Annotated in this window: 17 protein-coding genes; 13 read left to right on the forward strand and 4 right to left on the reverse strand. The window is 73.1% G+C overall.

The window, feature by feature from the left end:
- Positions 1-293: 293 nt before the first annotated feature.
- Complete coding sequence (locus Sdi02f_RS03050; protein ID WP_030404752.1) at positions 294-1592, forward strand: transglycosylase family protein; 1299 nt, start codon at positions 294-296, stop codon at positions 1590-1592.
- Here Sdi02f_RS03050 and Sdi02f_RS03055 read toward each other — a convergent pair.
- Positions 1582-2922 (reverse strand): DMT family transporter, encoded by a 1341-nt coding sequence (locus Sdi02f_RS03055; RefSeq protein WP_108932648.1) that lies wholly within the window; start codon positions 2920-2922, stop codon positions 1582-1584. The genes Sdi02f_RS03050 and Sdi02f_RS03055 overlap by 11 nt on opposite strands.
- Before the next feature lie 228 nt (positions 2923-3150).
- Between Sdi02f_RS03055 and Sdi02f_RS03060 the strand changes: the two genes are divergently transcribed.
- From Sdi02f_RS03060 to Sdi02f_RS03085, 6 genes are all read left to right on the forward strand, one after another.
- Entirely contained in the window at positions 3151-3996 is an 846-nt protein-coding gene (locus Sdi02f_RS03060) for a (2Fe-2S)-binding protein (protein ID WP_108932649.1), read from the forward strand.
- Between the two features lie 37 nt (positions 3997-4033).
- Entirely contained in the window at positions 4034-5197 is a 1164-nt protein-coding gene (gene glgA, locus Sdi02f_RS03065) for a glycogen synthase (protein ID WP_108932650.1), read from the forward strand.
- A 49-nt stretch (positions 5198-5246) separates the two neighbouring features.
- On the forward strand, positions 5247-6467 hold the full coding sequence (gene glgC, locus Sdi02f_RS03070; RefSeq protein WP_031084832.1) for a glucose-1-phosphate adenylyltransferase: 1221 nt from the start codon (positions 5247-5249) through the stop codon (positions 6465-6467).
- Positions 6468-6654: 187 nt separating this feature from the next.
- Positions 6655-9267 carry a PA14 domain-containing protein gene (locus tag Sdi02f_RS03075; RefSeq protein WP_108932651.1) on the forward strand — a complete coding sequence of 871 codons (2613 nt, stop codon included), beginning with the start codon at positions 6655-6657 and terminating at the stop codon, positions 9265-9267.
- Positions 9268-9528: 261 nt separating this feature from the next.
- Positions 9529-10869 carry a WS/DGAT/MGAT family O-acyltransferase gene (locus Sdi02f_RS03080; protein WP_031185357.1) on the forward strand — a complete coding sequence of 447 codons (1341 nt, stop codon included), beginning with the start codon at positions 9529-9531 and terminating at the stop codon, positions 10867-10869.
- Positions 10870-10973: 104 nt separating this feature from the next.
- The gene (locus Sdi02f_RS03085) at positions 10974-12506 is read left to right on the forward strand and encodes an SDR family NAD(P)-dependent oxidoreductase (RefSeq protein ID WP_031185358.1); all 1533 of its coding nucleotides are present in this window, start codon (positions 10974-10976) and stop codon (positions 12504-12506) included.
- A gap of 7 nt (positions 12507-12513) precedes the next feature.
- Here the strand turns inward: Sdi02f_RS03085 and Sdi02f_RS03090 are convergent, their stop codons facing one another.
- Positions 12514-12948, reverse strand: a complete 435-nt coding sequence (locus Sdi02f_RS03090) for a hypothetical protein (protein WP_053662547.1) — start codon at positions 12946-12948, stop codon at positions 12514-12516.
- 478 nt (positions 12949-13426) lie between these two features.
- Between Sdi02f_RS03090 and Sdi02f_RS03095 the strand changes: the two genes are divergently transcribed.
- Positions 13427-13603: a hypothetical protein gene (locus Sdi02f_RS03095; protein WP_037799457.1), complete on the forward strand. Its 177-nt coding sequence runs from the start codon at positions 13427-13429 to the stop codon at positions 13601-13603.
- Positions 13604-13657: 54 nt separating this feature from the next.
- A complete protein-coding gene (locus Sdi02f_RS03100; protein ID WP_030404743.1) occupies positions 13658-14140 on the forward strand; it encodes a GNAT family N-acetyltransferase in 483 nt (160 codons plus the stop codon).
- 6 nt (positions 14141-14146) lie between these two features.
- Here Sdi02f_RS03100 and Sdi02f_RS03105 read toward each other — a convergent pair whose 3' ends face one another.
- Complete coding sequence (locus tag Sdi02f_RS03105) at positions 14147-15490, reverse strand: amidase (protein WP_108932652.1); 1344 nt, start codon at positions 15488-15490, stop codon at positions 14147-14149.
- Between the two features lie 130 nt (positions 15491-15620).
- A complete protein-coding gene (locus Sdi02f_RS03110; protein ID WP_031185361.1) occupies positions 15621-16667 on the reverse strand; it encodes a LacI family DNA-binding transcriptional regulator in 1047 nt (348 codons plus the stop codon).
- 218 nt (positions 16668-16885) lie between these two features.
- On the opposite strand from Sdi02f_RS03110, the gene Sdi02f_RS03115 reads away from it, so the two are divergent.
- The 4 genes from Sdi02f_RS03115 to Sdi02f_RS03130 are packed head-to-tail and all read left to right on the forward strand — an operon-like array spanning position 16886 to position 21359.
- Positions 16886-18178, forward strand: coding sequence for an ABC transporter substrate-binding protein (locus Sdi02f_RS03115; protein WP_031084842.1), 1293 nt, complete (start codon positions 16886-16888; stop codon positions 18176-18178).
- A gap of 6 nt (positions 18179-18184) precedes the next feature.
- The gene (locus Sdi02f_RS03120) at positions 18185-19117 is read left to right on the forward strand and encodes a carbohydrate ABC transporter permease (protein WP_108932653.1); all 933 of its coding nucleotides are present in this window, start codon (positions 18185-18187) and stop codon (positions 19115-19117) included.
- On the forward strand, positions 19114-20034 hold the full coding sequence (locus Sdi02f_RS03125; RefSeq protein WP_030404738.1) for a carbohydrate ABC transporter permease: 921 nt from the start codon (positions 19114-19116) through the stop codon (positions 20032-20034). Before Sdi02f_RS03120 ends, Sdi02f_RS03125 begins: the two co-directional genes overlap by 4 nt.
- Positions 20035-20066: 32 nt before the next feature.
- A complete protein-coding gene (locus tag Sdi02f_RS03130; RefSeq protein ID WP_031084844.1) occupies positions 20067-21359 on the forward strand; it encodes a glycoside hydrolase 5 family protein in 1293 nt (430 codons plus the stop codon).
- Positions 21360-21421 lie beyond the last annotated feature (62 nt).

Genomic DNA, 21421 nt, shown 5'->3' on the forward strand with positions numbered 1-21421 from the left:
CCGGTGACCGCCAGTATCGCCAATTCCGCCGTTCGATCATGCTGACGTGCCGGTACGACGGTCGCTCTTCGTGCTGCCCGGACTTCCGTACGCGTCGCACGTCGTGCTCCCCCGGGCTTCAGTACGGGAGGAAGGGGGCCGATGCCTCAGCGGGCGGTGCGGGCTCCTCCACCCGCCGACGGTCGCTCGGTCCCGGCCACGCGGGGCCGCCAACCGGCCGGTTGCCGTCTTGTCATGGCCTGTTCGCGGCGCTTACTTTTGCCGCTCCTGACGCAATGTCGAGGGGGACCTCCATGGCCGTACGCGGCCGGCACCGCCGGTATCAGCCGAACAGGATCAACCGCGCCTCACTGACCGTCACGGCGGGGGGCGCCGGCCTGGCCCTCCCTCTCGTCGGCACCGGCACGGCCCAGGCGGCCGACGCGGCGACCTGGGACAAGGTCGCCGCCTGCGAGTCCACCCACGACTGGGACATCAACACCGGCAACGGCTACTACGGCGGACTGCAGTTCACCCAGTCCACCTGGGAGGCCTTCGGCGGCACGCGGTACGCCCCGCGCGCCGACCTCGCCACCAGGGACCAGCAGATCGCCGTGGCCGAGAAGGTGCTCGACGCGCAGGGGCCCGGTGCCTGGCCGGTGTGCTCGCAGCGGGCCGGACTGACCCGGGGCGGCGGCACTCCCGACGTCCGGCCGGCCGGGGGAGCGGGGGCGGAGAAGAGCCGCGAGAAGCCCTCCACCGACAAGCCCGCGGCGGGCGCCGTGCCGAAGACGGACTCGGTCAAGGACGTGCGGCCGCAGACCACACCCCAGTCCCGGGCGGGCACGTCCCGCATGTACAAGGTGGTCACCGGCGACACCCTCTCCGGCATCGCCGACGCCCACGAGGTCCGGGGCGGCTGGCAGCGCCTGTACGAGGCCAACCGGGGCGCGATCGGATCCGATCCCGACCTGATCCTGCCCGGCCAGCGTCTGTCACTGCGCGGCGAGGGGGCCGCCAAGGCGTCCGGCGCCCCGGCCGGGAAACAGGCCGGGCAGCGGAAGCAGCCGAAGCCGGAGCGGCAGGAGAGGCAGCAGAAACAAGCCAAGCCGCAGAAGCAGGAACCGGAGCCGCAGCAGCAGAAACGGCAGGAGCCGCGGAAGGCGCCGAAGAAGTCGCCCTCCGGCAGTGGCAAGGCCGCCACCCACCAAGCCGTCGTCGCCCCGGTCGACGCCGCCACCGGAACGCCGTACCACAAGACGGGCTCCTCCTGGTCCAAGGGCTACCACACCGGAGTCGACTTCCCCGTTCCCACCGGCACCTCCGTCAAGTCGGTCGCGGCCGGCCGGGTCGTCAGCGCGGGGTGGGGCGGGTCGTACGGCTACCAGGTGGTGATCCGGCACGGTGACGGCCGCTACTCCCAGTACGCGCACCTCTCGGCGATCTCCGTGAAGGCCGGTCAGTCGGTGGGGGTCGGTCAGCGCCTCGGACGCTCCGGCTCCACCGGGAACGTCACGGGCCCGCACCTGCACTTCGAGGTGCGGACCGGACCCGGCTTCGGCTCGGACGTCGACCCGCTGGCGTACCTGCGGGCCGGCGGCGTCAGGATCTGATCCGGACCCGTCGGCGGCCGAAGACGGGCGGCGGGACGAACAGGCCGCCGTAGAAGGCGCCGTAGGAGAGCGTCGGGGCGGGGCGGTCCGCCGGCGGCCGGGCGTCGTACGCCTCCTCGGCGGGGGCGGTGACCGGCGTGACCGGCGAGGCCACCGGGGAGGGCACGAGCACCTTGGCCGACAGCCGGGCCTCCGGCACCGGCACCGGCGCGACGGGCTCTGCAGTGACGGGCTCCGGCACGACCGGCACCGACGTTACGGGCTCCGGCACGACCGGCACCGACGCCACGGGTTCCGGTGCGACGAGCGCCGCCGTGGACCGCACCGGTCCGGCGGCCATGGTCTCGTAGGCCGTCGCTCCGGCCGCCACGGGTTCGGCCACCGCCGTGGGGGCCACCGTCGCCCCGGCCCCTGTCGTTCCGCCCGCCGTAGCCCCGGCCTCCGCGGGCGTCAGGGCGTCCCCGGACGGGGACGCCGCGGGCTCGGCGGCCCCGGCGCCCTCCCGGGCGATCCGCTCCGTCGTCAGCATGATCAGCCCGCCCGCGGCCACCACGCCGCAGCTCAGCGCGAGCGCCGTGCCGGTCGTGCCGTAGCGGAAGATCTCGCCGAACATCGTGATGCCGACGACGGCGGCCACCACCGGGTTCACGACCGTCAGCGTGGCCAGCGGGGCGGCCAGACCCGCGCCCCGGTAGGAGGCCTGGGACAGCACCATGCCGGCCGTGGCGAGGACGCCGATCACGGCCAGCGACGGCAGGTCGGCGGCGGAGACCCCGCCGGTCCAGTCGACCGCGACCGTCTTGGTGAACACCGAGGACATGCCGAAGGCGATGCCCGACGCGGTCGCCAGCAGGATGCTGCGGACCGCCGGGTGGCGGTGCACGGCCCGGCCGGCGATCATCAGCGCCACGACCGCTCCGCCCGTGACCAGCGCCGCCCCGATCCGCTGTGCCGTGTCGAGCGACTGCGCGTCGGAGGCGCCGACCAGGGACAGCAGACCGGCGAGTCCGACCGTGGCCATCACCGCGCCCCGCCAGGCGGTCGCACCGGCCCTGCGGCCGACGAAGAGCGCCGCCATGGGCAGCGCGAACACTATGGTGAGCGCTCCCAGCGGCTGCACCAGGCTCAGCGGACCGAGCGCGAGGGCGACGACGTGCAGCAGACCGCCGAGGCCGTTGAGCGCGACCGCCGCCCACCAGCCGGGCCGGCGCAGCGGAGCGTACTGAGCGGCGGGTGACGACACCGCGACCTGCTCCTGCACGATCGCTCCGCCCGCGTACGCCACGGCGGAGACCAGCGACAGGAGCACGGACAACGCGAGGGCGCTCATCGGCTGCTCCTCTGCGTGAGGCGGGGGCGCTGGGCCCGGCGCGGCGAACGGTCGTCATCCATGAACAACACGATGCCGTCCCGGGGTCTTCCCGTCGTCGTCCCTGAGCATTCTTCGCGTCCTACTGCCGATGGAGTACGACGGCCCCGCCGTCCTCCCCTGGGTGGGCGACTTCCGGCCCCCACCCCTGGTCCGGCGTCCCCGAGGGCCCTGGTAGTACTGCTCTGCGTGGACCTCGACCCCGCCCTCGCCGCCCTCCGCCCGCTCGGCGGCTTCAGCGTCCTGCGCACGTCGCGGCCGCCGTCGCCGTCCGGTCGGCCGGGCGCCGCCGTACCGCTCGTACACGCGTACGCACCCGCACCCGCACCCGCACGCGCACCCGAGCGCGAGCACATGCCCGAGCGCGGGCACGAGGAAACCGCGCCGGACGGGCACCTCCCGGTCGAGCCGGACCCGTTGGGCCTCCGGGTGCGGAAGGTCGCCGCCGCACTCGGCGCCGGGGAGACCCGCGTCGCCGCCTCCGTGGCCCACCAGGGGCTGGCCGCCCGCCTGTGGTCGGTGACGCTGGCCTGCGCCGTCCTCTACGGCGCGGTCCCCGACCTCGATCCGCGCCTGCTGCGCTGGGACCCCGACGCCGGCGCCCCGGACGACCTGTGGCTCGCCGAGGTGCGTCCGCTGCCGGGGGACACCGCCACGGTCGCGGACGTCGTGCTCGCCGCCCACCTGGCGCCGCTGACCGCCGCCGTGCGCACCCGGTACGGCGTGGCGACCGGCCTGCTGTGGGGCAACGCGGCCTCCGCCCTGGCCGGCGCCGGCCGCGAACTGGACCGCTGGGCCCGCCGGGAGGGCCGCGCGGACACCGCCGCCCAGGTCCGGTCGCTGACCGCGGGACTGCTCGCCCACCCCCGGCTCGCCGGGACCGGCACCCTCGCCGCGGCCGCCGCGGACCTCCCGTTCCGGCGCCGCAGTTGCTGCCTCTACTACCGGGTGCCCGGGACCGGGGTCTGCGGCGACTGCTGCTTCTCCCGTCCCCCGGGGGCACCGCGCTCTTCCCCCGGCGCCCGCTCTGGGTGACCATGTGGGAACCAGCCGCCGAGACGGGAGGTTCCGGGTGCGCGTGGGACTGCTGACCCGTGAGTTCCCGCCGGACGTGTACGGCGGCGCCGGAGTCCACGTCGAGTTCCTCGCCCGGGAACTCGCCCGACTCGTCGACCTGGACGTGCACAGCTGGGGCGAGGGACGCACCGACGGCGTGCTGCGGCACCGCCCCTGGCAGGTGCTGGACGGCGCCAACGACGCGCTGCGCACCTTCTCCGTGGACCTCGCCATGGCCGCCGCCCTCGAAGGGCGCGAGCTGGTGCACTCCCACACCTGGTACGCCAACCTCGGCGGCCACCTCGCCAAGCTGCTGTACGGCGTCCCGCACGTCGTGACCGCCCACTCCCTGGAGCCCCTGCGGCCCTGGAAGGCCGAGCAACTCGGCGGCGGCTACGCCCTGTCCGGCTGGGCCGAGCGCACCGCCGTCGAGGCGGCCGACGCGGTGGTCGCCGTGTCCGGTGCGATGCGGGACGACATCCTCGGCTGCTACCCGGCGCTCGACGCCTCCCGGGTCCACGTCGTGCACAACGGCATCGACACCCGGCTCTACCGGCCCGACCCCGAGACGGACGTGCTGGACCGGATCGGCCTGGACCGCTCCCGCCCGTACGTCCTGTTCGTCGGGCGCATCACCCGCCAGAAGGGCGTGCCCCACCTGCTGCGCGCGGTGCGGGACGTCGATCCGGCCGCGCAGGTCGTGCTGTGCGCGGGTGCCCCCGACACCCCGGAGATCGACCGGGAGTTCCGCGACCTGTTCGCCGGGCTGAGCCGGGCCCGCGAGGGCGTGCACTGGCTGCCGCGCATGCTGCCGCGTTCCGAGGTGATCCAGCTCCTGACCCACGCCGCCGTCTTCGTCTGCCCGTCCGTGTACGAGCCCCTCGGCATCGTCAACCTGGAGGCGATGGCCTGCGGCACCCCCGTGGTGGCCTCCCGGGTGGGCGGCATCCCCGAGGTCGTGGCCGACGGCGAAACGGGGGTACTCGTGGCGTACGAGGGTGTCGGGGACGACGACTTCGAGGCGGCGCTCGCGCACGCACTGGACTCCGTCCTCGGCGACCCGGACACCGCCCGGCGGATGGGCGCGGCGGGCCGGGCGCGCGCGGTCGAGGAGTTCGGCTGGGAGGCGGTCGCGCGGCGCACCGTCCGGCTGTACGAGGAGATCCTCAAGCGGGCTTAGGCCGCCCCGCCCGGGGCGGCCGGGGTGAACGAGGGTGAGGGGAGCGGCCATGCGTCGTGGAGGTCCTTCGGTGCTCGGCATCGTCCTGGCGGGCGGAGAGGGCAAGCGCCTGATGCCCCTGACCGCGGACCGCGCCAAACCCGCGGTCACCTTCGGCGGCACCTACCGGCTGGTCGACTTCGTGCTGTCCAACCTGGTCAACGCCGACATCCTGCGGATCTGCGTGCTCACCCAGTACAAGTCGCACTCCCTGGACCGGCACATCACCACCACCTGGCGGATGTCCAGCCTGCTCGGCAACTACGTCACCCCGGTCCCCGCCCAGCAGCGCCTCGGTCCGCGCTGGTTCCTGGGCAGCGCCGACGCGATCCTGCAGTCCCTGAACCTGGTCCACGACGAACAGCCCGAGTACGTCGCCGTCTTCGGCGCCGACCACGTGTACCGGATGGACCCGCGCCAGATGCTGGCCCAGCACATCGAGTCCGGTGCGGGCGTCACCGTCGCCGGGATACGGGTCCCGCGTGCCGAGTCGCCGTCCTTCGGCGTGATCACCCCGGGCTCCGACGGGCAGACGGTCGCCGGATTCCTGGAGAAGCCCGCCGACCCTCCGGGCCTCGCCGACGACCCCGGGTGCGTCTTCGCCTCGATGGGCAACTACGTCTTCACCACCAAGGCCCTCGTCGAGGCACTGCAGCGGGACGCCGAGGACGCGGACTCCGTGCACGACATGGGCGGTTCGATCCTGCCCCAGCTCACGGACAGGGGGGAGGCGGCGCTGTACGACTTCAGCGCCAACCACGTGCCGGGGGAGACCTCCCGGGACCAGGGGTACTGGCGGGACGTGGGCACGCTGGACGCCTACTACGACGCCCACATGGACCTGATCGCCGAGCGGCCCGCGTTCAACCTCTACAACCGCGACTGGCCGGTCTACACCCACTCCACCCAGCTCTCGCCCGCCCGCTTCAACGCCGGCGGCATCGCGGGCGAGTCGATCGTCAGCGCGGGCTGCCTGATCCGGGGGCAGGTGACCCGGTCCGTGCTGTCCCCGGGCGTGGTGGTCGACCCCGGGGCGGTCGTGCAGGGCTCGGTGCTCCACGACAACGTGCACGTCGGCCGGGGCGCGGTGGTGCGCGGAGCGGTGCTGGACAAGAACGTACAGGTGCCGCCGGGGGCGACGATCGGCGTCAACCCGCAGCGGGACGGCGAGTTGTACACCGTCTCCAAGGGCGGCGTGATCGCGCTGGGCAAGGGGCAGCGGGTGCCGTGACGGAGGGGCGACGGCCCCGGGGCGCGCGGGGGACGCGATCCGCGTGCGGCGCCCGGGGCCGTTGTCATGTCCCTGGACGTCAAGCGGAATCCGTGCTGTCATGCCACTGCACATCCGCCGTTACATCGATGTATGACATCGATGTCCTGAGCCATTCGGCCACCACCCGTTCTCGAGGAGAGGGTCAGTGCGCACCAAACGACTCAGAGACAGACTCGCGCTGCTGCTAGCCGCCGCGCTCGGCGTCGCGGGCCTGGCCGCCGTCCCCGCCGCCCACGCGGCCGACGCCCACGACACCGCGGAGATCCACGGCCTGAAGGGCGAGTACTACACCCAGTCCGCCCCCGGCGCCTTCGACTTCCATGAACTCAAGGCCACCGGCTTCGATCCGCAGCTCGACTTCGACACCCTGGAGCCGCGACTCGCCTTCGCCACCGGGCAGTCGGACGACGTGAGCGTCCGCTGGACCGGCAAGCTCGTCCCGGAGAAGACCGGCGCCCACACCTTCTCGATCATCGGTGACAACGGCTTCCGCCTCTGGATCGGCGGCCGGCTCGCCATCGACCACTGGGTCGACGACTGGGACCGCGAACAGACCGCCGAGCCGATCGAGCTGACGGCCGGCCAGTCCTACGACATCAAGCTGGAGTACTTCGAGCACTACGGCGGCTCCAACCTCCACCTGCGCTGGACCGAGCCCGGCGGCAGCAAGGAGGCGATCCCGCAGTCGGCGTTCCGCCTGCCCGACGGGTTCGACTACAACGGCGCGACGGCGACCACCGTCCAGTCCACCGGCCGCACCCTCAGGCTCGACTTCGCGAGCCCCCTCACCGCACCCCCGGCCGGACTCGCCGACCACCTCGAAGCGGTGATCGGCGGCGCCACGTGGCCCCTCGGCGAGGCCGAGCTGGACCCCGCCGACCCGAGCGCCCTGCTCGTCGCCCTCGACCAGCCCGTCGTCGGCAACAAGAACGGCGACGCCCCCGGCACCGCCGACGTCCGCTACGACGGCGAGGGCGGCCTCACCGACGCTCAGGGCAACGTTGTCAACGCCTTCTGGAGCAGCGGCGGCAACGCGTCCACCTACGAGCTGCGCACGGACTGGGCCGACGAGGTGGGGCCGGACAACGCCCTTCCCGAGTACCCCCGCCCGCAGTTGACGCGCGAGGACTGGCAGAACCTCAACGGACGCTGGCAGTTCGCCGCCGCCGAGGCCGGGGAGCAGCCGCCGGTCGGCAAGAACCTCAAGGAGCGCATCCTCGTCCCGTACCCGGTGGAGTCCCAGCTCTCCGGCATCCAGCGGCACGAGGACCGCATGTGGTACCGGCGCACCTTCACCGTGCCCCGTGACTGGCACATCGGCTCCTCCCAGCGGCTGAAGCTGAACTTCGGCGCCGTCGACTGGCAGTCCGAGGTGTACGTCAACGGCGTCAAGGTCGCCGACCACAAGGGCGGCTACGACAAGTTCAGCGCCGACGTCACCGACGCCCTCAAGCCCGGCCGCACCCAGGAGCTGATCGTCGGCGTCTACGACCCGACGGACGCGGCGAACGGCGAGAACCCGCCGCTCGGCAAGCAGCGCCTGGACCCGAGCGGCATCTGGTACACGCCCAGCTCCGGCATCTGGCAGACCGTGTGGATGGAGCCGGTCGCCCGGGACCACGTGGACTCGCTGAAGCTCACCCCGGACGTCGCAGCGAGCACCCTGACCGTCGAGCCGAAGGGCGTGCGCGACGGCGTACGCGTCAAGGCCACGGCGTACGCCGGGCACCGCAAGGTCGCCACCGTCAGCGGACGCACCGGCGAACCGCTGACCCTGAAGATCCGCGACCCGCGCCTGTGGTCCCCCGACGACCCCTTCCTGTACGACCTGCAGGTCACCGTCGGGCACGACCGGGTGGAGAGCTACTTCGGAATGCGCTCCATCGCCGTCGACCAGGTGAACGGCGTGCCGCGCACCCTGCTCAACGGCGAGCCGGTCTTCATGATGGCCACCCTCGACCAGGGCTTCTGGCCCGACGGGCTGCACACCGCGCCCACCGACGAGGCCCTCGCGTACGACCTGAAGCTGCACAAGCAGCTCGGCTTCAACTCGGTGCGCAAGCACATCAAGGTCGAGCCCGACCGCTGGTTCTACTGGGCCGACAGGCTGGGCCTGCTGGTGTGGCAGGACATGCCCGCGATGACCGCCGGGAAGAACCCGTCCACCGCCGCCCGCGCCGAGTACGAGCGCGAGATGAAGGAGATGATCGACGAACACGTCAGCCACCCGTCGATCGTCATGTGGGTCACCTTCAACGAGGGCTGGGGCCAGTACGACATCGGCCGCGTCGCCGAGCAGGCCAAGGCCTGGGACCCGACCCGGCTCGTCAACAACCAGTCGGGCCTGAACCTCGGGGCCGACGGCGGCGCCGGCGACATCATGGACGAGCACGGCTACCCGAGCCCCGCCCTGCCGCCCTCCCCGGACGGCCGGCGCGCCCTGGTCTCCGGCGAGTACGGCGGTCTCGGCCTCGCGGTGCCCGGACACGCGTGGTCCGTGCAGCAGTCGTACGTCGACGTCGATCCGCGGACGTACACGGACGACTACCTCACCAAGCTCGACGAGGTGCGCGCCCTGGTCTGCCGGGGCGGCAACGGCGCCGTCTACACCCAGATCTCGGACGTGGAGGGCGAGCTGAACGGTCTGACGACCTACGACCGCAAGGTGCTCAAGCCGGACGTCGAGCGGATGAGGGCCGCCCACGAGGCGCTCATCCGCGACGCGTCCCGGCCCGTCCCGGCGGGCTGCACCGCCTGATCGCGCGGGCGGTGCGCCCAGTCGGCCCGCAGCCGTCCGGGTGGGGAACCCCGGCGCAGGCGCCGCCGCCGCCGACGGCGTGAGCCGAGGTCAGCACGGACACGGCATCAGTCGCACCGGTCCCGCCCCTGGCGAAAGGGGCGGGACTTTAATCCCCCGTTAACCGTGCGTAGCGTGACCGTGCTTGACCGTAATCGACGGAAGGGGATTGACTGCTGATCCACCCGTCGCCGCCGTGCGCCGTCCTTGCGAGGCAAGCCCTTGAGTCCCGACCCGCTCGCTCCCCTCGACCTGGCGTTCTGGAACATCGAGTCCGCCGAGCACCCCATGCACCTGGGCGCGCTCGGTGTCTTCGAGGCCGGCCCGGCCACCGCGGGCGCCCATGCCGCGGACCTCCTCGCGGCCCGTGCCCCCGCGGTGCCCGGACTGCGGATGAGGATCAAGGACACCTGGCAGCCGCCGCTGGCCCTGCGGCGGCCCTACGCGTTCGGCGGGGCCACCCGCGAGCCCGACCCCCGGTTCGACCCGCTCGACCACGTGCGGCTGCACGCCCCGGCCACCGACTTCCACGCCCGGGCCGGGCGCCTCATGCAACGTCCCCTGGAGCGCGACCGGCCGCCCTGGGAGGCGCACGTGCTGCCGGGCGTCGACGGCGGGACCTTCGCCGTGCTCTTCAAGTTCCACCACGCCCTGGCCGACGGGCTGCGCGCCCTGACCCTCGCCGCCGGGGTCCTCGACCCGATGGACCTGCCCGCACCCCGGCCCCGCCCCGAGCGGCCGCCGCGCGGACGGGTGCCGGACGTGCGCGCGCTGCCCGACCGGCTGCGCGACGCCCTGGCCGACGCGGGCCGCGCGCTGGACATCGGTGCCGCCGCGGCGCTGTCCACCCTCGACGTGCGCTCCTCGCCCGCGCTCACCGCCGAGTCCTCCGGCACCCGCCGGATCGCGGGCGTGGCCGTCGACCTCGACGACGTGCACCACGTCCGCAAGACCACCGGCGGCACCGTCAACGACGTCCTCATCGCGGTCGTCGCCGGCGCCCTGCGCCGCTGGCTGGACGAGCGCGGCGACGGAAGCGAGGGCGTCGCGCCCCGCGCGCTCATCCCCGTCTCCAAGCGCCGCCCGCGCACCGCGCACCCCCAGGGCAACCGGCTCTCCGGATACCTCATGCGACTCCCGGTCGGCGACCCCGACCCGCTCTCCCGGCTCGGTACGGTCCGCGCCGCCATGGACCGCAACAAGGACGCCGGTCCGGGCCGCGGCGCCGGAGCCGTCGCGCTGCTCGCCGACCACGTGCCGGCGCTCGGCCACCGGATCGGCGGGCCGCTCGTCTCGGGGGCCGCCCGGCTCTGGTTCGACATCCTGGTCACCAGCGTGCCCCTGCCCAGCCTCGGCCTGCGGCTCGGCGGACACCCGCTCACCGAGGTCTACCCGCTGGCGCCGCTGGCCCGCGGCCACTCCCTCGCGGTGGCCGTCTCCACGTACCGGGGGCAGGTGCACTTCGGCCTCGTCGCCGACGGGAAGGCGGTGCCGGACCTCGACCGGCTCGCCCTCGCGGTGACCGAGGAGGTGGAGACGTTGCTCACGGCGTGCCGTCCCTGACCCCGGCGGGTTTGGATCCGCGCCGCGCGCTGAAATAAAATCCGCTGTTCGACAGCGGTCGCCTCCCGGAGCGCCGCGACGGCGACCAGGGAACGGCAACGGCGATGACGGTGACACAGGACGGCTCGGCGACGACGGACGAGGCGCCCGCGGGCCGGGCGTCCGCGCAGGCGGAGATCCCCTCCGCGCACGGACCCGGCATCGACCCCGAACGGCTCGCCGTCTGCCTCGACGTGCTCGCGGAACTCGACGAGCTGGACGTCGACCACCCCGACGCGATCGCCGTCCGCCGCGCCACCTCGCACATCTACCGCATGGTCAAGCAGCGCCGCCGCCAGGAGCGCCGGGCCGCCAAGACCGCCCACGACAAGGCGGTCACCGAGGCCACCGCCACCGGGTCCGCCGAGCGCATCGACGACGAGACCGAGGGCCTGCTGCCCTCCTCGCGCACGGAGGAGGGCACGATCGCGGGGATACTGCAGCGCCCCCGCTCCTGCTACATCTGCAAGCAGCGCTACGTGGAGGTCGACTACTTCTACCACCAGCTCTGCCAGGACTGCGCCGCCGAGAACCGCGCCCGCCGCGACGCCCGCGCCGACCTCACCGGCAAGCGCGCGCTGCTCACCGGCGGCCGGGCCAAGATCGGCATGTACATCGCGCTCAGGCTGCTGCGCGACGGCGCCCACACCACGATCACGACCCGCTTCCCCAAGGACGCCATCCGCCGCTTCAAGGCGATGGACGACTCCGGGGACTGGATGCACCGCCTGGAGGTCGTCGGCATCGACCTGCGCGACCCCGCCCAGGCCGTCGCCCTCGCCGAGCAGGTCGCCGCACGGGGCCCCCTCGACATCCTGATCAACAACGCCACCCAGACCGTCCGGCGCCTGCCCTCCGCGTACGCGGCGCTGGTCGAGGGCGAGAGCGCCCCGCTGCCCGCCGGCGCGCTGCCCGCCCACCACGTCATCGGCGCCTTCAACTCCGGCGCCGTGGACGGACTGGCCGCGCTGCCGCTGGGCGCCTCGGGGCTCGACGCGCAGAAGGTGGCCGACCTCGCCCTGGTCGCCGGCAACGCCAGCGTGGTGCGGCACCGCGAGGGCACCGCCATCGACGCGGGCGGACTGGTCCCCGACGTCGTGGACACCAACACCTGGGTGCAGACCATCGAGCAGATCTCGCCGGTGGAGCTGCTGGAGACCCAGTTGTGCAACTACACGTCGCCGTTCATCCTCATCAGCGCGCTGCGCGCCTCGATGGCCGAGGCCGCGCGCAAGGCGCCGTCGGGGCGCGCCTACGTCGTCAACGTCTCGGCGATGGAGGGCGTGTTCGCCCGCGGCTACAAGGGGGCAGGCCACCCGAACACCAACGCGGCCAAGGCGGCGATGAACATGGTCACCCGGACCAGCGCCCAGGAGATGTTCGACACCGACAAGATCCTGATGACCTCCGTCGACACCGGCTGGATCACCGACGAACGCCCCCACTACGACAAGCTGCGCCTGGCCGAGGCCGGCTTCCACGCCCCGCTCGACCTGATCGACGGCGCCGCCCGCGTCTACGACCCCGTCGTGCGCGGCGAGGCGGGCGAGGACCTGTACGGCGTCTTCCTCAAGGACTACGCACCCGGCAAGTGGTGACGGCGCGTCACTCCACCCGGCCCAGCCGCGCGGTGCGTGCCGCCGTCAGCTCCAGCACCGTGCGCCAGTCCTCCAGGACCCCGGCGTCGAAGACCGCGGTGCGGGCCTCCTCGTCCGCCTGACACAGACTGACCAGGTCGTCGTCGTGGGCCCGGGGTCCGGGGTCGGCCCGACGGCGCACCAGGCGGGCGACGCGCGGCCCGAGCAGCGGCCGTACCGCCTCCGCGGTCCGGACGGCCGGGTCGCCCGGACCCAGCAGCGGCCCCACCGGCGCCACCAGCCCGGCGACCTGCAGCTCCTTGTCGGCCGGGCGGCGCCGGCGCAGCAGCGCGGCCGTCCGCAGCGCGTGCCCGTACGGATCCCCCGCCTCCTCGCCGCCGGGCTGCTCGCGCCGGCAGGCGTACAGCAGGTCCATCAGCTCCTCGACGCTGCGCAGTTCCATGCCCCGGTCCTCCCACGAGACAGCCGTTGCCGACGGGCAGCAGAGCGCGGCGAGCTTGCGGCGCAGCCAACGGCGACTTAACTGCGCGTCCCGCCCCCGTCGCGCGTTCGAAGGTGTGGTCGCCGGCGTAGGCCGAACGGGTGAGTTGCGCGCGATGCACAAGCGGAGGAAGCGGGGCACACATGGGCCAACTGGGCGCGGAACGAAGGGCAATGGTTCTCCCATCTTTCGAGCGCCATAGAGCGCACCCCCGCTCATTTGGTTAATCTGAAGCGGACGGGCGGCGGCACAGGGCACTACCCGCACCCGAGGTCCGTCATGGAGCGAGCCGGTTCACCGCGGCCCGCTCCCGCACGAGGTACCGGCGCCACCGCGTCCGAACTGCATTTCGACTCACACCCGAGTGGGCGCCGGGTGCCGGGACAGGACACGGGCGCCGGGCAGCCCCCAGGGTGACCCGACACATAAGGAGTGCGCGGTGACACCGGAAACGACGACGAAGCCAGAACAACGCACCGAGGAAGGCGGCGGGCGCGCGCGCCGCCGGCCCGGCGAGATCGGCAGCCTCGACGTGTGGGCGCGCTCCGCCCCCATCCGTCTCGCGGGCTACGAGGAGGACCTCGCCGAGCCGCACATCCTGCCCAGCGTGGACTGAACCGTCCGCAACCCCCGAAGCCGCCGGACGCATGGGCGTGCCAGACTCACGCCCATGCTGATCAGGGAAGCCACCGCGGGCGACTGGCCGCACATCTGGCCCTTCTGGCACCGCATCGTCGCCGCCGGCGAAACCTACGCCTGGGACCCGCACACCTGCGAGGCCGACGCCCGGGCCCTGTGGATGAACCCCGCCAAACGCGTCTACGTCGCCGAGGACGACACCGGCACCGTCGTCGCCTCGGCCTACGTCACCCCCAACTACGGCGGTCCCGCCGCGCGCATCGCCAACGCCGGTTTCATGGTCGACCCCGACCGGGCCGGACGCGGCACCGGCCGCGCCCTCGCCGAGTACGTCCTGGCCGCCGCCAAGGCCGAGGGTTACCGGGGGATGGTCTTCAACGCCGTCGTCGAGACCAACCCCGCCGTACGGCTGTGGACCTCCCTCGGCTTCACCGTCCTGGGCACGGTCCCGGACGCCTTCGAGCACCCCCGGCACGGCCGCGTCGGCCTGCACGTCATGCACCGCGCCCTGTAACGCCGTTCAATCGAGCGGGGCCGTCCGCCGCCAGGGGTGCAGCGCCTCGATCCGCTCCGCCAGCTCCAGCAGCGTCGCCTCCGAGCCCGGGCGCCCCACCAGTTGCACGGCGCAGGGCGCGCCGGTGTCCAGCGTGCCGAACGGCACCACCGTCGCGGGCCAGCCGGTCAGGTTCCACGGCGGCGTGAACGGCGAGTACGCGGAGTTCGCCACCACGTTGCGCAGCCAGCCCCGTTCGTGCCAGGGCCCGGCCCCGGGGGCGCGGCGGGCCAGCGCCGGGGTGAGCAGGACGTCGTACTCGGCGAAGAACGGCTCCAGGCGTGCGCGCAGCCGCTCCCGGCCCCCGCCGTCCGGCACCCGGGCGGCGAAGCGCCGCCCGAGGGCCGCGTGCACCCGCGTGCGCCGGGTCAGCAGCCGCGCGTCGAGGTTCCGCGCGTCCACCGAGGTACCGGCCGTCCAGTGGGTCAGGGCGGTCACGCCCAGCGACGCCGGGTAGGGCGGGTCCGCCCGCCGCACCTGATGCCCCGCCTTCGTCAGGACACCGGCCGCCTCGCGCACCGCCCGCGCGTACGGCCGGGAGACGGGGACGCCGGCCAGCGGGCTGCGCAGCGACGCGGCGACGCGCAGGGCGCCGGGCTCCTCGCGGTCCGGCAGGGGGCGGCCGGCGAGGACCGCGAGCATCAGGCGGGCGTCCGCGACCGTCGTGGCCAGCGGCCCGTTCTCGGACATGCCGAACCAGTCGCCCTCGCCGATGCCGGCCGGCACGACGCCGTGGCCCGGCTTGAGGGTGACCAGACCGCAGTTGGCCGCCGGGATGCGCAGCGAGCCCATGCCGTCGTTGCCGAGCGCGAGCGGCACCATCCCGGCGGCGACCGCGGCCGCGCTGCCCCCCGAGGAGCCGCCGGCCGAGCGGGACGGGTCCCACGGGTTGCGGGAGGTGCCGAGCACGCCGTCGGTGGTGCCGAAGACGCACAGTTCCGGCACGTTCGTCAGCCCCACGACCACCGCGCCGGCCGCCCGCAGCCGGGCCACGGTGACATGGTCGGCGTCCGCGGGCGTGTGCGGCGTGGCGGCCGAGCCGACGCGGGTGGTCTCGCCGCGCACCGCGAGGTTGTCCTTGACCGCCACCGGCACGCCGGCCAGCGGCAGTTCGTCCAGATCGCCCCGCGCGCCCACCTCCTCGGCCTCCGCGAGCGCCGCATCGGCCCGCACCGCGCGGAAGGCGCCGACACGGCCGTCCAGCCGCTCGATCCGCGCCAGGTGCTCCGCCACCACCTCGCGGGGCGTGGCCCGCTTCTCCCGTACGGTGGCGGCGATCTCGGTGGCGGTGCGGCCGGCCCAGTCGGTCACGGAGGGCTCCTCGGGGTGCGGTGACGGGATGCGGGATGTCGGCGAGCACGCCGTTACCGGCGAGTACGCAGGACAGCACTCTGCCCGTCCGCGGCCCGCGCGTCGAGAGCGCGTACCGGTCCGGCCGCGTTCAGAGAGGCCGGACCGGCCCCGTGCTGTCGCGCTCGATCAGCCGCGGCACCGGCACCCGCACCGTCCGGGCGGGACCGCCGTCGAGCAGGGCGGTCAGCTCCGTGGCCGCCGTACGGCCGAACTCCACGCTGTCCCGGGACAGGGCGGACAGCCACGGCTTGACCATGCGGCACAGCGCCGAGTCCTCCCAGGCCACCACGGACACGTCCGCCGGCACCGAGAAGCCGAGTCCGGACGCGGCGGCGACCCCGGCGACGGCCATCACGTCGTTGTCGTAGACCAGGGCCGTCGGGGGAGCGGGCGCCTCCAGGACCCGGCGGGTGACGGCCGCGCCCTCCGCGTCGGAGTAGTCGGTGGTCACCGACTCGACCTCGCCGAGGCCGCGCCGCCCGGCCTCGGCGCGCAGGGCGCGGATCCGGCGCTCGGTGTGGGCGAGGTCCGGCAGTCCGGCGATGTGCACGATCCGCCGGTGCCCGAGTGCGTGCAGCGCGTCCACCAGCGCGGCCATCGCGCCCGCGTCGTCCGCCCACACCGTCGACAGTCCCGGATGGCGCTCGTCCGGCGCCCCGCCGATCACGACGGCGGGCAGACCGAGTTCGTCGAGCAGGTCCGGGCGGGGATCGTCGGTGCGCGGGTCCACGACGAGGACCCCGTCCACCCGGTGCTCGGCCCACCAGCGCCGGTAGACGGCGCACTCGTCCTCGACGTCCGGCGCCACCTGGAAGAGCAGCCCCAGGTGCCGCCGGGCCAGCACCTCCTGGATGCCCGAGACCAGTTGCAGGAAGAAGGAGTCGACGCCGAGGGTGTGCGCGGGCCGCGCCAGCACGAAGCCGACCGTCGCCGCGCCCTCCCCGGACAGGGCGCGCGCCGCCGTGCTGGGCCGCCAGCCGAGCTGTTCGGCCACCCGGCGCACCCGGTCCCGGGTGATCTCGGAGACCCCCGGCCGGTCGTTCAGCGCGAAGGACACCGCGCTCTCGGAGACCCCGGCCCGCCGTGCGATGTCCTTCATCGTCGGCCGGCGCGCGGCGGGCCGCTTGGCCGCCATGCGCACTCCTCACTTCGATGCGTGCGCTAAAGCGCTTGAGTGGAAAGATCCTAAAGCGCATTAGTGGTGACTGGCAAGTGACGCTTCATAGGGGTCTTGACCTGCACTAATGCTGCACGCAGGACATTAGTTGAGGGGAATCCATTGACTTTCCGGGGAATCGCCGGGCATGGTCGCTGGCATCCCACCGCCGACGCCCTTCAGGGAGACGTGCCACCGTGCCCACCTCGCGCAGAACCTTCGCCGCCGCAGCCGTCGCCGCCCTCGTCCTGCCCCTCAGCGCCTGCGGGTCCGGAGGTGACGGCGGGGGCTCGGCCGACGCCTCGGGCAAGGTCGAGGGCGACATCACCTTCCAGACCTGGAACCTGCGGGCCAACTTCAAGGACTACTTCGAGGGCCTGATCGCCGACTTCGAGAAGAAGTACCCCGGTACCCACGTCAAGTGGGTCGACCAGCCCGGCGAGGGCTACGCCGACAAGATCAGCGCCGACGCCGCCGGCGGCACTCTGCCCGACGTCGTCAACGTCTCCCCGGACCTCGTCGCGCCGCTCGCCAAGGCGGGCCTCGCCCTGGACCTGGACAAGGCGGCCGGCCAGTACGAGAAGGAGTACCTGGAGGGCGCCTGGGCCAGTCACCGGATACCGGGCACGGACGGCACGTACGCCTTCCCCTGGTACCTCAACACCGGCCCCCTGTTCTACAACAAGTCCCTCTTCGAGAAGGCCGGACTCGACCCCGAGCAGCCGCCGAAGACGTACGACGAGGTCTTCGACGCCGCCCTGAAGATCGCCGACAAGACCGGCGGCGAGGTCGCCACCCTCGCCAACGTGCCCACCATCGAGGACTTCGGCCGCTACGGCGTACCGCTCATGAACAAGGAGGGCACCGCCTTCGCGTTCAACGACGCCAAGGGCGTGGCACTCCTCACCCGCTACAAGGAGCTGTACGACGCCAAGGCCCTCGACCCGCAGGCGCTGACCGCCACCCCGGAGTCCTCCGGGAAGAAGTTCCTCACCGGCGCCGTCGCCATGAACCCGGGCAGCGCGCTCGACCTCGCCAACTTCAAGAAGCAGGCGCCGAGTCTGTACAAGAACATCGGCATCACCGACCAGATCACCAGCACCGGCCACGTCAACATGTACGTGATGGGCCTGATGGTGAACGCGCAGAGCGGGCGCAAGCCGGCCGCGGTCGCCTTCGCGCACTACGTCACCGACGCGGCGCACCAGATGTCGTTCGCCCAGCAGGTCGCCATCTTCCCGAGCACCGCCGGCTCGCTGGACGACCCGTACTTCACCAAGGAGGACGGCACCGACGAGACCCGCGTGCGCGTCGCCGCCGCCAAGTCCCTCAAGGACGCCGTCAACTACACGCCCGTGCTCTTCAGCGAGCAGATGAAGACCGAGCTGCGCAACGAGGTCGCCAAGGCGCTCCAGGGCAAGCAGAGCCCCGAGGAAGCCCTCGACAACGCTGTCAAGGCGTGCGACCGGCTCCTCCAGCAGCAGGGCTGAGGCGTCATGGCGAGTCCCACCCTCACCACCGGCACCCCGGGCCCCGGCAAGAACCGCGGCGCCCGGCGGGTGCGGCGCCAACTGCCCGCCAGTCCATGGCTGTTCGCCGCCCCCGGGCTGCTGATCACCGGCGCGTTCATCCTGTACCCGTTCGTCTCCACGCTGGTCAACTCCTTCACCGACCGCCGCACGCTGGTGCCCGGCGAGTTCGTGGGCCTCGCCAACTTCCGCGAACTGCTCCACGACGACATGTTCTGGATCGGCCTGCGCAACAGCTCCCTGTACGTCCTCGGCGTCGTCCCCGCGCTGGTCCTGCTGCCGCTGCTGCTCGCCCTGCTGGTGCAGAAGAACATCCCCGGCATCACCTTCTTCCGCTCCGCCTTCTACACCCCGGTCGTCGCCTCGATCGTCGTCGTCGGGCTGATCTGGGTCTGGCTCCTGGACGAACGCGGGCTGGTCAACTCCCTGCTGGAGATGCTCGGCGCCAGTCCGGTCGGGTTCCTCAGCGACCAGTGGCTGATCCTGCTCAGCGCGATGGGCGTCACGGTCTGGAAGGGCCTCGGCTACTACATGATCATCTACCTGGCGGCGCTCGCCAACGTGCCCCGCGAGCTGCACGAGGCCGCCGCCGTGGACGGTGCGGGAGCGGTCCGCCGCTTCCTCACCGTCACGGTGCCCGCCGTCCGCTCCACGATGGTGCTGGTCGCGGCCCTCTCCTCGGTCGCCGCCTTCAAGGTCTTCTCCGAGGTGTACCTGATGGCGGGCCCCAGCGGCGGACCGGCCGGCGAGGACACCACCCTCGTGATGCTGGTCCAGCGCACCGGCACCGGCCTCACCGGCCGGGTCGGCTACGCCTCCGCCCTCTCCGTCGTCGTCTTCGTCGTCACCGTCGTCCTGATGCTGCTCGTCCTGCGCGCCGACCGGAAGGAGGAGGCGTGAGCCTCGCCGAGAAAACCCGGCCCGCCGGGAAGGCCCGCGCCACCGGCCGCGAACGCAAGCGCGAACCCCGGATCACCGACGAGCACGGGCGCCGCGTGCGCGGCTGGGAACTCGCCCTGCGCTACCTGCTGCTGCTCGGCGTCCTCGCCCTGACCATCGGTCCGTTCCTGTGGCAGCTCTCGACCTCGCTCAAGGGCCCCACCGAGGACATCTTCAGCTCCCCGCCGAAGTTCCTGCCCTCCGATCCCACCCTGCACAACTACGAACGGGTCGCCGACACCATCCCGGTCTGGGACTACGCCCTGAACTCGCTGAAGGTCGCCGCCGCCAACGTCGTCACCAACTGCGTCGGCGCCGCCCTCGCCGGGTACGCGCTGGCCCGGCTGCGCTACCGCGGCCGGCGCGTCGCCACCCTCGTGTTCATCCTGGCCATGCTCGTGCCGGTGGAGGGCATCATCATCGCCCAGTTCACCACCATGCGGGAACTGGGCCTCAACAACACCCTGGTCGGTGTGGTGCTGCCGGGCTGCGTGAGCGCCCTGAACGTGCTGCTGATGCGCAACGCCTTCCTCAACCTCCCCTACGAGATCGAGGAGGCCGCCTTCGTCGACGGCGCCAACGTCTGGCAGCGGTTCTTCCGGATCGCGCTGCCCGCCGTGAAGGGCACCCTCGCCGTCGTCGCGATCTTCGCCTTCATGGGAGCCTGGGACGACTTCCTGTGGCCCCTGATCGTGCTGAGCGACCCCTCAAAGTTCACCCTCACCATCGGCCTGAACTACCTGCACGGCACCTTCGCCAACGACGAACGCCTCGTCGCCGCGGGCACGATCATCGCCGTGGCGCCGCTCATCGTCCTCTTCGCCTGCCTCCAGCGGTACTTCTTCCGCGGGGTCGGCGAGGGCGCCGTCAAGGGCTGAACCACCCGCTTCCCCCGTCACAAGGACACCGCATGCCTTCTGCCGTGCGCTTCGGCGTCAACTACACCCCGACCGAAGGGTGGTTCCACCACTGGCTCGACTTCGACATCGACTCCGTCCGCGCCGACCTGGACTCCCTCGCGGCCCTGGACGTGGACCACGTCCGCGTCTTCCCGCTGTGGCCCTACTTCCAGCCCAACCGCTCCCTGATCCGCGAACGCGCGGTCGAGCAGCTGGTGGCGCTGGTCGACGCGGCCGGCGAACGCGGCCTCGACGTCAACGTGGACGGCCTCCAGGGCCACCTGAGCAGCTTCGACTTCGTCCCGGCCTGGACCCGCACCTGGCACCGCCGCAACCTCTTCACCGACCCCGACGTCGTCGAGGGCCAGGCCGCCTACCTGCGCACCCTCGCCGCCGCCCTGGCCGGCCGGGCCAACTTCCTCGGCATGACCCTCGGCAACGAGGTCAACCAGTTCTCCGCGGGACCCCACCCCGACCCGGACCGCGCCACCAGCGACCAGATCGACGCCTGGCTGGAGCGGATGCTGGCCGCCTGCGAGGAGGGCGCCCCGGGCCGGATGCACCTGCACGCCGAGTACGACGCCACCTGGTACCAGGACGACCAGCCCTTCACCCCGGCCCAGGCCGCCCGGCGGGGCGCCGTCACGGCCGTGCACTCCTGGGTCTTCAACGGCACCGCCCAGCGGCACGGCCGCACCTCTGTGCCGGGCGAGCACCACGCCGCCTACCTGGTCGAGCTGAGCAAGGCCTGGGCCGACGACCCGCACCGCCCCGTCTGGCTCCAGGAGGTCGGCGCCCCCGCCCCGCTCGTGCCCGCCGAGCACGCCGCCGCCTTCACCGAGGCGACCGTCGAGAACGCCCTGGACTGCCCGGACCTGTGGGGCGTCACCTGGTGGTGCTCCCACGACGTCTCCCGGACACTGGCCGACTTCCCCGAGCTGGAGTACGGGCTCGGCCTCCTCACCAACGACCGCCGGCCGAAGGACACGGCCCGGGTCCTGGCCCGCGCCGCACGCGCCGCCCGCGAAGGGGCCCGTTCCGCCCCCGCCCCGCGCACCACCGCGCTCGTCGTTCCGGCCGATCCGGCGGCGCGCTCGGCCTGCGCCCCCGGCGGTGCCGTCTTCGACGCCTTCTTCCGGCTGGTCGCCGACGGCGCCCGCCCCACCACCGTCCTCGACACGCGCGCCGCCGACACCGGACACCTCGCCGCGCGCGGCATCACGGAGGTCGTCACCCCCGACGCCGTGCGCGACGCCCCCGGCCCGCACGGTTCGGACCCCGCCCGGCGGGGGAGCAGTACCTGACGTCCGCCCCCTCCTCGTGACCCACCCCGGCAACCACCCGCCCCCGACCCCGGAGCACCCGC

This window comes from Streptomyces ardesiacus (assembly GCF_003112575.1).
GTDB classification, from domain to species: domain Bacteria; phylum Actinomycetota; class Actinomycetes; order Streptomycetales; family Streptomycetaceae; genus Streptomyces; species Streptomyces ardesiacus.

Coding starts and splice junctions, on each gene's coding strand:
- Sdi02f_RS03050 (WP_030404752.1), top strand. CDS start 294: ATGGCCGTACGCGGCCGGCACCGCCGGTATCAGCCGAACAGGATCAAC.
- Sdi02f_RS03090 (WP_053662547.1), bottom strand. CDS start 12,948: ATGGAACTGCGCAGCGTCGAGGAGCTGATGGACCTGCTGTACGCCTGC.
- Sdi02f_RS03100 (WP_030404743.1), top strand. CDS start 13,658: ATGCTGATCAGGGAAGCCACCGCGGGCGACTGGCCGCACATCTGGCCC.
- Sdi02f_RS03085 (WP_031185358.1), top strand. CDS start 10,974: ATGACGGTGACACAGGACGGCTCGGCGACGACGGACGAGGCGCCCGCG.
- glgC (WP_031084832.1), top strand. CDS start 5,247: ATGCGTCGTGGAGGTCCTTCGGTGCTCGGCATCGTCCTGGCGGGCGGA.
- Sdi02f_RS03110 (WP_031185361.1), bottom strand. CDS start 16,667: ATGGCGGCCAAGCGGCCCGCCGCGCGCCGGCCGACGATGAAGGACATC.
- Sdi02f_RS03055 (WP_108932648.1), bottom strand. CDS start 2,922: ATGAGCGCCCTCGCGTTGTCCGTGCTCCTGTCGCTGGTCTCCGCCGTG.
- Sdi02f_RS03120 (WP_108932653.1), top strand. CDS start 18,185: ATGGCGAGTCCCACCCTCACCACCGGCACCCCGGGCCCCGGCAAGAAC.
- Sdi02f_RS03130 (WP_031084844.1), top strand. CDS start 20,067: ATGCCTTCTGCCGTGCGCTTCGGCGTCAACTACACCCCGACCGAAGGG.